This is a genomic window from Paraburkholderia sp. JHI2823, from assembly GCF_038900695.1.
In the GTDB taxonomy this organism is placed as follows: Bacteria; Pseudomonadota; Gammaproteobacteria; order Burkholderiales; family Burkholderiaceae; genus Paraburkholderia; species Paraburkholderia mimosarum.
In genome coordinates, this window is the sequence record NZ_JAYMRY010000025.1 from 100,576 (window position 1) to 113,547 (window position 12,972).

Here is a 12,972-nt window from a genome sequence, read left to right on the forward strand (position 1 = left end):
GACTGGCAATTGATGCGTTTAGAATATCGTGCTCCCCGCGCGAGACCGTGTGAGGTCCCGTCACACAGGCCTCACGGCGCGGCGGCATGATGAATCAGAAACTGAATCCACGAATCCCCTCCTGAAGCGGTATGTCGAACGTCGCACAAACAACCGACTCGGCCTCGGTCGCGGAGCGCGTACGCGAACTGATGAGCCGTCATGGCATCGGCAAGCGTCAGCAAACGACCGAACTGTGCCGGATTCTTGATCTGAGTTTTTCGCAAGGGCACCGCAAGCTGCGCGGCAACAGCCCGTGGACGCTCGCCCAGATCAAGAAGGTAGCCGAAGCGTTCGGCGAACCCGCTGGCCAGCTCTTTGGCGCGCAGTTGCTCGACCCCGGCATGGTCGGCGCGAGCGCGCAGGAGGCGATACTCTGCGTGAGCGCGGCCGAACTGCCGTGCACCGCGTGGATCGGCGCGCCGGTCGAGGCCGGCAGCCGCCCGGACTTCGTCGCGTACGAAAAACAGGGCCAGTGGCGCGTCGTGCGCCCCGACGGCGCGCTGTACCACAACGCGCGCGAAGTCCACAAGATCGAGATCTATCCGCGCCGCGCCGAGTCCGACAAGCCGCTCATCGCGGTGGTGGACGACGACCGGTCCTCGGCGGACAACCTGCGCGACTACCTGGAGCACAGCGGCTACGCGGCGCTCGCGCTCTACGGTCTCGCAGCATTCAATGAGGCGCTGGAAAACAACGTGTTCGACGGCGTCGTGATCGACTGGCTGTTCGGCAGCCAGACCGCCGCCGAAGCGATCCGCAGCGTGCGCGCCTCCGAGAACCCCGATGCGCCCATCTTCGTGCTCACCGGCGAGCTGCTGACCGGCAAGGCCAGTGAATCGGAGATCAGCCAGGTCGTGCGCCACTACAACGTGGCGTGCTACGAAAAGCCGGCGCGCATGGCGATTCTCGTAGCGGACCTTTCGAAGCGGCTCAATCGCGGCTAACGGCGCCCGGTTCGGCCCGGCCCCGTCAAACGCTTCGGGCCGACGCCGCTTCGGACCGGCGCCGCCTCAGGCCGCCGCGCGAGGTGCCGCCAGCGCGCGTTGCAACGCCGCGCGCAACACCTCGTAGTGCACCGGTTTCGTGAGCCGGTCGAAGAACGGCGCAGGCTCGCTGCCCGGCGTGTCATCAGGAAGCGCCGTGAGCCCCGCCACATCGGCGCTCACCGCGATCACGCGCGGTTGCGCGTGCATGCCCCGCGCCGCGTCGAGCCCGGCCACGAAGTCGTAGCCGTCGCGGCCCGGCATGTGCAAATCGAGCAGCACGACATCGCACGCCTCGTCGTGGAGCAGCGCGAGCGCGGTGTCGGCGTCGCCGGCCGCGAGCGTGCTGTAGCCCATGTGCGCAACCATCTCGCAGAGCGAATCGCGCACGAGCGGGTTGTCGTCGACGACGAGCACCCGCGGCGGCGAATGGGCCGGCAGCGCCGCTTCGGCCACGACGGCGAGCGCGGGCGGCTCGACGGCCGTCACGGGAATGCGCACGGTGAAGGTGGTGCCCTTGCCCACCTGACTTTGCGTCTCGATCGTGCCGCCGAACAGCTCGACGAGGCCGCGCACGATCGCGAGCCCCATCCCCGCCCCCTCGTAGCGCCGCGAACGCGAGGTGTCGAGCTGCGTGAACTCCTTGAAGATGAGCGGTATCTGCTCCGTGGCCACGCCCGGCCCCGTGTCGCCGACGACGATGACGAGCATGTCGTCGCCAGCCGGCCTTCGCGCGTCATCCCTGCCCGGCGACGTCCGCGCGCCCCGCTCCCGCGCCTGCAGCCAGAATTCGAGCCGCACCTTGCCCCGCTCGGTGTAGCGAATCGCGTTCGTGACGAGGTTGTTGGCGATCTGGCGAATGCGGTGCGGATCGGCCACCACGGGTCGCTCCGGCCCCGCCCACCCATGCTCGAATTCGAGCCCGCGCGAGCGCGCCGCCTGCTCGTTCTCGTCGACGATCGACTGCAGCAGCTCGCGCGGCTCGAACTCCTCCTGACGCAGTTCGAGCTTGCCCGCGCCGAGGCGCGCGTAGTCGGTGAGGTCCTTCATCTGCGCTTCCAGCTGACGAGCGGCGATTTCGAGGCGCTGGATCACCTTGCGGTCGGCGTCGGAATGCGAGTTGAAGCCGAGCAGCTCGATCGACGAAACGATCGCGTGCAGCGGTGTGCGCAGCTCGTGGCTGATCATGCCGAGGAAGGCGTCCTTCGCCATGCTCGCCTCGCGCGCGGCGCGGCTCGCCTGGTGCTCGGCTTCGAGCGCGGCGCGCTGCTGGTGCAGCAGGCGCGTGCGCCGGTAGCCGTTCATCACGAGCAGCACGCCCGCCGCCGCCGCAAGCAGGAGCAGCACGAGCCCCGACGCGAACAGCTCGCGGCGTTTCGTAATGAAGTCATGCCGGATCGCCTCGCGCTCGGTGACGTCGGCGAAGCGCCGGTTCAGCGCCAGATCGGTGACCTGGGTCCAGTGCAGGTCGAGTGCCATGAGCATGGGCACCGCGCGCTCCGGGTTGTCCGCGAGCGTCGCGATTTCGGCCTCGAACGGCGAGATCGCCGCATCGAGAATGGCCAGATCGGCTTCCTGGCGCTTCCTCAAGCCGTGCGCGGCATCGAGCGATTGCGTCGAGCCCTTCATCACGTTGAGCTTCGACTGCAGCACTTCGTAGCGTAGCCGTACCTTGTCCAGATCGCGGTCGATGCCGTCGGCGAACATGAGGAGCTGGCTCTCGAAGCGCGCATAGGCGATCTGAAGCTGCGCGGCGTCCCAGTACAGACCGTCGTAATTGCTGGTGATGCGCTGCACGACCTGCGGATTGAGCAGGTTCGCATAGAGCAGATAGCCGACCGCCACCACCGGCGGCGCAAGCGCCGCCATCCAGATCACCGCCTGCAACAGGCGTCGCATTGGACGTTGCATATGTGTGTAAACCAGACCCCGGCTACTCACTGCTTGATCGTCATCGACTTGATCTGCCACGCGAATTTCGAGTCGCCGGCCGCACCGTCTAGCTCGAGCGGATACTGGTCGCGCGGATAGATCAGGAACAGCGGACCGAAGTTGCTCACCTTCAGGCGCTGGCCGTTCATCGCGTAGGCGACCACCACACCGTAGCGATCGGCGTCGGCCACGGGCACGACGCAAGTGTAATCGTCGAGCGTGTGGATCTCGATCTGGCTGCCGTACGCGCCGACCGCCTTGAGCACATCCGAGAGCAGCGGACCGGTAAAGGTCGAGCGCGGCGTCCACGTAGTGGTCGTCGTGATCGAATGCGCGGGCAGCGCGAGCAGTTGCGCCTCGCTGAAGTGATACGCCGTATGGGTGGCATTGTTGGTCACGCGGACTTCGCCGTCCACGTCGAGCGAGAGCGAAGTCGCAGGGTCTGCCGCAAATGCCGACTGAGCGAACGGCGGCGCCGCGCCCGCGAAGACGAACGCCGCCACGGCGGCCCAGCGCCGCCAGCCTGGCCATACCTTGAAATACTGCATGTTGCCCGAGCCCTTTCGCGCGATGAATCGCGTCGTTTTCGTGTGTGGTGTGGCGGCGCTGCGCCGCTTCTTTCTTTTTTCTGCTTGTTTCCGCTTGCTCCACCCGGTCGGCCAGCAGCAGCCGGCGAGCATAGGCATAATATCGTCAATCCTTGCACTGACACCAGGCGTCTTCTTGCCCTACGCGGCTTTCGGATGCGTGTTGCACCCGTGTTGCGCATTTTCCAACGCAATTGCCGCCCATTTGCCGCTCACTGGCCAGATACGCGCCACGTTGCCTCCCATTTCAGCCCATGGATAAACCTGTCGTTCCGCTCACTTACGAACAGCTCGATCACTGGGTCGAGTCGCTGCAGCCGGCGCTGGTCGCCGAAGAATTCGCCGTCGTCGTCGGCATTCTGCGCGGCGGCGCCCCGCTCGCGCTGATGGTTTCGCACGCAACGGGCGCGGGCGTCGCGTTCCTGCGCTACGACCGCGCCACGCGCGAAGTGCGCTGGGACTCCACGATGCCACTGCCCGAGCCGGGCGCGAAAGTGCTGCTGTGCGAGGACATCGCGGGCCGAGGCAATACGCTGATCGACTGCATCGCCTTCCTCAGCGAACACGGCCTCGTCGTGCGCACGCTGACCGGCGCCTATGACGACCTCAGCCGTTTGCGCCCCGATTATTCGATCGATGCGAGCGGCTATTTCACGCTCTTCCCGTGGGAGCGCCAGGCCTACACCGACCGCTATCGCGCCGACTGGATCAGCGAGGGCAACGGCGAAGGCACGCGCATGGCCGACGACCACGAGTACGCCGTCTACGCCATCGATCTGGACGGTGTGCTGCTCCCCGATCTTCCGCTCGCACGCTACGACGAAGACCTCGCCGCCGCGCTCGCCGAGCGCGACGAGCTGGTGCCGTTCGAGCGCCTGCCTGGCATCGACATCCAGCGGGCGCGCGCGATCATCACGGGCCGCCCGGAAATGGACCGCGAGCGCACGCTCGCCTGGCTCGAACGCCACGGTTTCGGGCATCTCGAACTCATCATGCGCACGCCCGAGCACGACGAAACGGCCGCGGGCGCGGCCGCTCACAAGGCGGCGGCGGCGATTCGCTGCGGCGTCACGCATTTCATCGAGAGCGATCCGGTGCAGGCCATCCTGATCGCCCAGAGCGCGCCGCTTCTGCGCGTGATCTGGTGGAACGCCCACGCGCGCACGGGCACGCTGATCGGCGCCTCGGCCTGGAGCTGACGGCGCTCACACGCCGCCGCGCCGGCCCTCGATGAAGCGGGCTGCACGCGGCGACGCCACCACGATGAGCTTCATGGCCGCGCGCGTCGCGCCGACGAAGAGCTTGCGCGCGGCGCGCTCGTCGAACGCCTCGAAATCCACCTCGGTGAGGATGACGCAGGGCGCGGACTGCCCCTTGAACCGATAGATGGAATCGAGCAGCACGTCGCCCTCGCGGTACTGCGGATTGCCGAACAGGTCGTACTCGCCGGTGAAGCTGCGCAGCCGGTGCGGGCCCAGCTCGTCGAGCGTCGAGAAACGCGAATGCTCGCGCCCGCGATACGAAAGCACGACGATGTCCTGCTTGCGAAAGCCGAGCGACAGCGCCTGCGTAATGGCGCGCTTGGTCGCGAGGATCACGCCGGGCTCGGCGCCAGTTTCGCGGTCGTCCCAGCTCGCCACCGTCACTTCTGACCCGTCGAACGGACTGCCCGCCCCGAGCTGCGCGATGGCCGGTACGGTCGGTCCGGCGACGTCGCGCAGGAACGCGAGAATATCGCGCGGGCTGCGGTAATTCGTGTTCTCCCGCAACACGGTCCAGCCCGCCAGCGCGACCGGCTCGCGCACGTACAGGTTCTGCAGCGGATCTTCGAGCCACCACCACGCCGCACCGGGCCGCAACAGGCGTTCGAGCGCGCCGACCCACGGCTGCTGGAAATCCTGCCCCTCGTCGACGATCAACGTATCGAACTGCCAGCGCTCGCCGATCGGCGTCTCACCGAAGCGCCGCACGAGTTCGTCGAACGCGCCGGGGCGCTCGAAGTCGGGCACGTGGCCGCCGTCGCGCGCAACCCAGTCGCAAAGCTGGTGATAGGTCGCCACCTTCGCTTCGGGCGGCGCGAGCTTCGCGATATGGTCCGCGAGCGGGCGGTTGAAACACACATACAGCGTGCGCGCGCCGCGCGCCACCGCGTCCTTCATGACCTGCACGGCCAGTTGCGTCTTGCCCGAGCCCGCCGTGCCGATCACGCGCAGCCGGTACGGCGAAAATTCGAGCCGCCGCGCCCATGTGGCGAGGCCGCCCGCGAGACGCGTGACGAGCGTGCCCGCCGCGCCGACGAGCGCGCTGGTGTCGGGCGTGAGCGAGAGTTCGTCGGCGAGGAAGTGGTGGATCTTCGCGGCGCAAGGCAGGCGCGGCTCGTCGGCGGGCATGGCTTCGAGGACGATCGCGGCAAGCTGCGTCTTGCGCGTGGCATCGACGATGCGCGCCGGGTCCACGCCCGCGATGGCCGGCTCGCGCACCACATGGTCGGGGCAATAGAGCAGCTCGTCGAGCCCGTACGTGCCGGCGCCGAACGACGCGGTGAAGCGCCGGCGCAGCCCTTCGACCGTGCGCGCCAGCGCGATTGCCACGTTCCGTTCGGTCTGCATGTATGCCTTGACGAGCCCGTTGGGCGTTTCGCGCAGAAAGCCCGTTTTCTGCTCGACGATCATCACGCGCCCGGCGGGGCTCACGATCACGAAGTCGGCCTCGCCGAACACCGAAAAGCCTTCGGAGAGGCGCGTCCAGTGCACGCCGTGATACACGGTGTAGCCATTGGGCAGGCCGCGCGCGAGCGCGGCGAGCGTTTCGCGCTCGCGCGCGGCGGCGCCGGTGGCTTCGAGATGCTGCCAGTCGTCGGGAACAATGCGGGCCATGGACGGGTCTCGGGCGAGTTCTGGGTTGTGCGGCGGAACGACCGCGTGGGAATCGAGGGAGCGATGCCGCACGGATCGGGCAAGGCGATGGAACTCCGGGCGCAATGCAGCGCCTATTCTACGAAAAGCGGGGCGCTCAAAAATACCGCGCGAGAATCGTGTATCGTGGCGGGCTGCGCCACGCTTGACCCTATTACCTTGCAAGGAGTAAACGCCGGATGATCACGATCTGGGGACGCGCCAATTCGGTGAATGTCCAGAAAGTCCTGTGGTGTTGCGATGAGCTCGTGCTGCCGTTCCAGCGCGTCGACGCCGGCGGCCAGTTCGGCCATCTCGACGAGCCTTCCTACCTCGCCCTGAATCCGAACGGCAAGATTCCCACGATCGTGGACGGCAACTTCGTGCTGTGGGAATCGAACGCGATTCTGCGCTATCTGGCGATGGAGTATGGCCCGTCGAGTGTGCTGTACCCCACCGATCCGAAGGTGCGCGCCTCGATCGACCGCTGGCTCGACTGGTCGACGAGCACGCTCGCGCCCACCGAGCGCCCGGTTTTCATCGGCCTCGTGCGCACGCCGCCGGAACAGCGCGACAGCGCGCAGATCTCCGCCGCTTTTGAGCAGCTGAGCCAGCTCTGGAAGCTGCTCGACCACCATCTGCGCGGCCGCTTCTTCATCGAAAACGAGCGCTTTTCGCTCGCCGACATCGTACTCGGCGCGTACGCACGCCGCTGGTTCGGCCTCGAAGGCGTGGAGCGCGAGCCGCTGCCGAATCTCGAGCGCTGGTATCAGCGCATCGCGCAGCGCCAGGGCTTTCGCAAGTACATCGGCGTGCCGCTCACCTGAGCGACGACTGATTCGGGCCGCGGGCGGCCCGCCGGCGCGCCCCGTATAATCGCACGCATGAAGACAGCAAAACCGTCCCTGGACGCCACGGCCTTGCACGGCGAAGCGCACGACCACGCGCACGATCACGGCCACGCACACTCGCACGACGGCGCCCAGGGCGCGTCGCTCGAGTCCGCGCTCGCGATGGCCGAAGCCTATTGCCGCGCCCGCGGCGAAAAGCTCACGCCGATCCGCCGCAAGGTGCTGGAGTTGCTGCTCGCGTCGGGCCGCGCGACCAAGGCGTATTCGCTGCTCGACGAAATGCGCCAGATCCATCCGGGCTCGGCGCCGCCCACGGTCTACCGCGCGCTCGATTTCCTGCTTTCGGCGGGGCTCATTCACCGCATCGAGTCGATCAACGCGTTCGCCGTCTGTCACGATCTCACGCAGTGCCAGCACGGCATTCTCGTCGTGTGCCAGCAGTGCGGCAACGTCACCGAGCTGCACGAGCCCAAGCTGCGGCAAGCGCTCGTTGCACAGATCGAGGCGGCGGGCTACCGGCTCGCCGGGGACGGCATCGAACTCAAGGGCCTCTGCGCGCAATGCCAGGCAAACCAGGCCAACCAGGCCGCCCCAGGCGGGCAAGCCGGCACGGCCGCGGCGCCCGAAGCCGCCGCGCACTCCTGAAGCATCAGCAAACCCTGCTTAGCCCGCCGCGCCGCGCGGGCATCAGGAAGCAGCGCCGCGTTCGCGGCGCCTCGTCACCCGCACGTTTCCCGCCTCTCGCAGCGCCAGCTACGCGCGCTGCGTCACAGCGACTGGCGCGCGTCGATCGCGCCGCTCAGGAGCGCCACGAGTTCCTCGGGGCGGGCCGGCTTGGTCATGAAGTGCTGGAAGCCTTCGCCGATGCTGCGCAAACGCCAGCTCTCGTCGGTATGGCCGGTGAGCGCGACGGCGACGGTCGGTGCGTGATCGCCGCGAATCTCGTAGTCGCGCAAGCGCTGGATCAGGTAGAAGCCGTCCATCGCCGGCAGGTCGAGGTCGCAAACCACGGCGTCGGGGTGCAGGCTCAGGGCCGCTTCCACGCCCGTTTCGGCGTCTTCGACCGCGACGACGTGCGCGCCCTCCGCCTCCAGTAGCGAGGTCAGTGACGCCCGGCTGTGCGGATCGTCTTCGACAAGAACGATAGTCGTCCGGTCGAGCTTGTGTACTGCATTCATTGTCTTTGCTTACATGCCTTTCTGTCTGTCAGGCCCATTACCGCGTGAGTCGCTGCGTGGCCAACTGCGCCTCGCTGGGGCCTGTCCAGGCTGATTACTTTCTTGCTCTAGCGTCCTGCCCGTTCGCTTCCTCGGAAGGATTGCGAGCCCGATATGAACCGGGCGCACCGCAACGCGGGCCGTCTTGATAGAGCAATCCTGATGCCGTCAGTTCCAGTGCGCGGCGCACGGCGATCCGCGGCGCACGATAGCGGTGTCACAAGACAGCGCGATGAAAGTCGCGTTCACGCGTTGCCGCCCTGTTTAGAAGCCGCGAGACGCTTCGCCCCGCCCGTTTGCGCATAGGCTTCGAGTGCGCGCTGGCGCGCCAGTTCATGTTCCACGAGCGGTTGCGGATAATGCTTGCCGAGGCGCACACCTGCCGCTTCGAGTTGCTGGGCGCTCGCCTTCCACGGCTGGTGCACGAGCGCATCGGGCAGGCCCGCCAGCTCGGGTACCCATTGCCGCACGTACGCGCCGAGCGTGTCGAACTTCTGACCCTGCATCACTGGATTGAAGATGCGGAACCAGGGCGCGGCGTCCACGCCCGAGCCGGCCACCCACTGCCAGTTGGCCGGATTGCTCGCGGGGTCCGCGTCGACGAGCGTGTCCCAGAACCAGGATTCGCCCGCGCGCCAGTCAATCAGCAGATGCTTCGTGAGGAACGACGCGACGACCATGCGCACGCGGTTGTGCATCCAGCCCGTCTGCCAGAGCTCGCGCATGCCCGCGTCGACGAGCGGATAGCCGGACAACCCGCGCTGCCACGCCCGCAAGGCCGCCGTGTCGTTGCGCCACGGCATGGCGTCGAAAGCCGGACGCAGGTTCTGGGTTGCCAGATCGGCGTAGTGAAAGCGCTGGTAATGGCTGAACTCCCGCCAACCGAGCTCGCTCGCGAACTTTTCCGCGCTCGCGGCGCGACGCGCCGCCCCGCCGCCAGGCGCGTGCTGCGCCGCCTTGAGCGCCGCCCACACCTGGCGCGGCGAGATCGCGCCGACAGCCAGATACGGCGAGAGGCGGCTCGTCGCCGTTTCGCCGGGTTGGTCGCGCTCGCCGGCATAGGCGTCAAGATCGGTGGCGAGGAACGCGCGCAGGCGCGCAAGCGCGGCCTTCTCGCCCGCGGGCCACGCGTGGCGCAAACCGCCCGACCAGTCGGGCGAGCGGGGCGCGAGGCCCAGATCGTCGAGCTTCGATGCGCGCTGGGTAAGACTTGCGGGTAGCGGTTGAAAAATCAGCCGTTCCGGCACGCCCTCGGGCGGCGGTGGGTCGCCCATGCGCAGGCAGGCGCGCCAGTAGGCGCTGAAAACGCGAAACGGCTCGCCTGACTGGTTGAGCACGGTCCAGGGCTCGCTGAGCAACCGGCCGTTGAAGCTCTCGACGCTCACGCCGCGCTCGCGCAACGCGGTCTTCAGCTTGCCATCGGCCTCGCGTTGCGCCGCACCGTAGCGCCGGTTCCAGTACACGGCCTGGGCGCCGGATTCGGTAACGAGGGCGTCGAGCGTCGCCGCTTCGTCGCCCTGGAGCAGGAGCAGTTGCCCGCCGCGTGCCGCCAGCGCTGCCTCGAGCGCGCGCAGCGACTCGTGACGCCACCAGCGCGCCGCGCCGCCCTCCGGGCGCTCGCCGCAGGCGCGCGGATCATGGATCCAGACGCAGATCAGCGGAAGACCGCTCGCCGCGGCGCCCGCGAGCGCGGGGTGGTCGGCGAGGCGGAGATCGTCGCGAAACCAGACGATGGCTGGCGCTATCCTGGAATGGGCGGAAGAAGAAGGCAGACCGGACCTCGACCGGAAGACGTTTTGTGCCGCACATTGCGGTGCGTTTCGCGGGCACGGCACACCGGCCGTTGCGCGAAGCCACGCAGCGTAACACGGCGCCGCGTGCCCGCGAAACGGGATAAAAAAGGGACCAAAAAGGGACAAAATGCGCCAACTCAGCGCCTGCGCGGCGCGGCGCCGCGATCAGCCCCGATCGATGCGGGCGACGGGCCCCGGCCCCACGCCTTGCGTGATGAGCGCGACCGCATGGCGCGCGATGTCCTCGACGCCGACGCACGGTTTCTCCGCATCGCCGCGCCACATCTGGCTGGTGGCGAGCGGGAGCAGCGTCAGGCCCATCAGCGACTGGAACAGCAGCGAAGGTTCGAGCGCCGCATTGAGCCGTCCCTCGCGCTGCCAGCGGGCAATCGCCGTGTGCGCCTTTTCCTGGTGCTCGCGGCCAACCCGCTCGAGCATGCGCTGGCGCAGCACGCCGCCCTCGCTGATGACGTCGCGCACCCACAGCGGCGGAAACCACGGATAGCGCTGCCCCACCGCGACGAAGCGCTGCGCGAGCGCGGTGAGCGCGGCCACCGGATCGTCGCGATGCTCCACGAAGATGTCACCGAGTCCCTCGCGCAACGGGACGAAGCGCTCGTCGATGAGCACGTCGATTAGCTGGTCGCGCGTCTTGAAGTAGTAGTGGACCATGGCGGGTGTGACGCCCGCCTCGCGAGCAATGGCGGCAAGCGACGTATCGAGGATGCCGTGACGCGCGAATAGCGCGAGCGCGGCCTCGATGAGCCGTGTGCGCTGCTCCGCGCCGCCCGGGCTGCCACTCGGGCGGCCCGGACCGCGCGCGGGCGCCGGATCGGGCGCACCGGCAGCGCGGTCCCGGGAAGGTTCTGGCGCTTTCATGCTGTTTTATCTTGTAACGATTTGAATTTTGACCGACTGGGATAATTACCCTAATATTAATCGCCACATTAATTAATTTCAAGACCATGCACGCGATGGACTCCAGCACGAAGCATCCCGCCGGAACCCCGCCGACGCCCTCGGCCCCCGCTGGCCAAGCGCTCGGCCACCCTCCCATCCGGCTGCTGTTTCCGGCGCTGCTGCTCGTCATGCTGCTGGCCGCGCTCGATCAGACCATCGTCTCGACGGCGCTGCCCACCATCGTCGGCGAGCTGGGCGGGCTCGACCGGCTCTCGTGGGTCGTCACGGCCTACCTGCTCACCTCGACGATCGTCGTACCGCTTTATGGCAAGTTCGGCGACCTGTTCGGCCGCAAGATCGTCCTGCAGGCCGCCATCGTGATCTTCCTGATCGGCTCGGCGCTGTGCGGCGTGGCGCAGAACATGGAGCAGCTCATCGTGCTGCGCGCCTTGCAGGGCATTGGCGGCGGCGGGCTGATGGTCGTCACGATGGCCGCCATCGGCGACGTCATTCCGCCCGCGCAGCGCGGCAAGTACCAGGGGATGTTCGGCGGCGTGTTCGGCATCGCCACCGTGATCGGACCGCTGCTCGGCGGCTTTCTCGTCGAGCATCTGTCGTGGCGCTGGATCTTCTACATCAACCTGCCGCTCGGCGCGATCGCGCTCGTGGTGATCGGCGCGGTGTTCAAGCCCCACGCCGCACACGTGAAGCACGTGATCGACTACATGGGCGCGGGCTGGCTCGCCGCCGCCCTCACCTGTCTGATTCTCTTCACGAGCGAGGGCGGCTCGCTCCTGCCGTGGACGTCGCCCACCCTCTGGCTCACGCTGCTGCTCGGCATGGTGTCCGTGGCGGGCTTCATCCACGAGGAAAAGCATGCGGCCGAGCCCATCATGCCGCTCGGGCTCTTTCGCGAGCGCACCTTCGTGCTCGCGAGCCTGATCGGCTTCATCGTGGGCGTCTCGCTGTTCGGCTCGGTCACGTTCCTGCCGCTTTATCTGCAGGTCGTGAAGGGCTCCACGCCCTCGCAGGCCGGCATGCAGATGCTGCCGATGATGGGTGGCGTGCTCGTGATGTCGATCATTACGGGGCGCATCATCAGCACGATCGGCAAGTACCGCATCTTTCCCATCGTGGGCACGGCGCTCGTGGCCGTGGCGATGATGCTGCTCGCGCGCCTGCAGATCGACACGCCGGTTCACCTCATGTATCTCTACATGGGGCTGCTCGGCTGCGGTCTGGGCATGGTGATGCAGGTGCTGATTCTCGCTGTGCAAAACGCGGTGGAATTCCGGCACATGGGCGTGGCCACTTCGGGCGCGACGCTGTTCCGCTCGATTGGCGGCTCGGTGGGCGTGGCCGCGTTCGGCGCGGTGTTCTCGCATGGGTTGCACGCGCGGCTCGAAAAGGTGCTGGCTGACGGTGTCGAGTTGCCGCAGCCGCTCACGCCCGAGGTGATCCGCCATCTGCCGCCCGCCCTCCACGCGCAATATCTCGATGCGTTCGCCGGCGCGCTGCACACGGTTTATCTCTCGGCCGCGGTTGTCGTGGTCTTCTCGTTCGCGCTTGCTTTGCTGTTGCGGGATGTGCCGTTGCGTAAGCAGCAGTGAGGGCTGGGCGCGCCCTTTTCGCTTTTTTTGCCCTTCCTTGTGTTCGCGTCGGTATGCAGGCGTTGCCCCTGTGCGGGGCGGCACCTACTTTTCTTTGCCGCGGCAAAGAAAAGTAGGCAAAAGAAAGCCGCTCACACCGCCAATGCCTGCCACCATTCACCTC

General features: G+C 67.3%; 11 protein-coding genes. 5 read left to right on the forward strand and 6 right to left on the reverse strand.

What is annotated here, in order from left to right:
* Positions 1-131: 131 nt before the first annotated feature.
* Positions 132-986, forward strand: a complete 855-nt coding sequence (locus tag VSR34_RS24460) for a helix-turn-helix domain-containing protein (RefSeq protein WP_028214513.1) — start codon at positions 132-134, stop codon at positions 984-986.
* A 66-nt stretch (positions 987-1,052) separates the two neighbouring features.
* Here the strand turns inward: VSR34_RS24460 and VSR34_RS24465 are convergent, their stop codons facing one another.
* Together VSR34_RS24465 and VSR34_RS24470 are read right to left on the reverse strand one after the other, a co-directional pair.
* Positions 1,053-2,924 (reverse strand): ATP-binding protein, encoded by a 1,872-nt coding sequence (locus VSR34_RS24465; RefSeq protein WP_342963773.1) that lies wholly within the window; start codon positions 2,922-2,924, stop codon positions 1,053-1,055.
* Between the two features lie 38 nt (positions 2,925-2,962).
* On the reverse strand, positions 2,963-3,505 hold the full coding sequence (locus VSR34_RS24470; protein ID WP_342963774.1) for a molybdopterin-dependent oxidoreductase: 543 nt from the start codon (positions 3,503-3,505) through the stop codon (positions 2,963-2,965).
* Between the two features lie 293 nt (positions 3,506-3,798).
* Here VSR34_RS24470 and VSR34_RS24475 point away from each other — a divergent pair, with 293 nt between their 5' ends.
* The gene (locus VSR34_RS24475) at positions 3,799-4,743 is read left to right on the forward strand and encodes a phosphoribosyltransferase (RefSeq protein ID WP_028214510.1); all 945 of its coding nucleotides are present in this window, start codon (positions 3,799-3,801) and stop codon (positions 4,741-4,743) included.
* Between the two features lie 6 nt (positions 4,744-4,749).
* Here VSR34_RS24475 and VSR34_RS24480 read toward each other — a convergent pair whose 3' ends face one another.
* Positions 4,750-6,420, reverse strand: a complete 1,671-nt coding sequence (locus VSR34_RS24480; RefSeq protein ID WP_028214509.1) for an ATP-dependent helicase — start codon at positions 6,418-6,420, stop codon at positions 4,750-4,752.
* A 218-nt stretch (positions 6,421-6,638) separates the two neighbouring features.
* Here VSR34_RS24480 and VSR34_RS24485 point away from each other — a divergent pair, with 218 nt between their 5' ends.
* Together VSR34_RS24485 and VSR34_RS24490 are read left to right on the forward strand one after the other, a co-directional pair.
* Entirely contained in the window at positions 6,639-7,265 is a 627-nt protein-coding gene (locus VSR34_RS24485) for a glutathione S-transferase (RefSeq protein ID WP_028214508.1), read from the forward strand.
* 57 nt (positions 7,266-7,322) lie between these two features.
* Positions 7,323-7,934, forward strand: a complete 612-nt coding sequence (locus VSR34_RS24490; protein WP_028214507.1) for a Fur family transcriptional regulator — start codon at positions 7,323-7,325, stop codon at positions 7,932-7,934.
* 122 nt (positions 7,935-8,056) lie between these two features.
* Here the strand turns inward: VSR34_RS24490 and VSR34_RS24495 are convergent, their stop codons facing one another.
* The 3 genes from VSR34_RS24495 to VSR34_RS24505 all read right to left on the reverse strand — a co-directional run bounded on the left by VSR34_RS24495 (position 8,057) and on the right by VSR34_RS24505 (position 11,178).
* Positions 8,057-8,467 carry a response regulator gene (locus VSR34_RS24495; protein ID WP_342963775.1) on the reverse strand — a complete coding sequence of 137 codons (411 nt, stop codon included), beginning with the start codon at positions 8,465-8,467 and terminating at the stop codon, positions 8,057-8,059.
* 284 nt (positions 8,468-8,751) lie between these two features.
* Complete coding sequence (locus VSR34_RS24500; protein ID WP_342963777.1) at positions 8,752-10,278, reverse strand: deoxyribodipyrimidine photo-lyase; 1,527 nt, start codon at positions 10,276-10,278, stop codon at positions 8,752-8,754.
* Positions 10,279-10,464: 186 nt separating this feature from the next.
* Positions 10,465-11,178 (reverse strand): TetR/AcrR family transcriptional regulator, encoded by a 714-nt coding sequence (locus VSR34_RS24505; RefSeq protein ID WP_042291056.1) that lies wholly within the window; start codon positions 11,176-11,178, stop codon positions 10,465-10,467.
* 95 nt (positions 11,179-11,273) lie between these two features.
* On the opposite strand from VSR34_RS24505, the gene VSR34_RS24510 reads away from it, so the two are divergent.
* The gene (locus VSR34_RS24510) at positions 11,274-12,809 is read left to right on the forward strand and encodes an MDR family MFS transporter (protein WP_342963776.1); all 1,536 of its coding nucleotides are present in this window, start codon (positions 11,274-11,276) and stop codon (positions 12,807-12,809) included.
* Positions 12,810-12,972 lie beyond the last annotated feature (163 nt).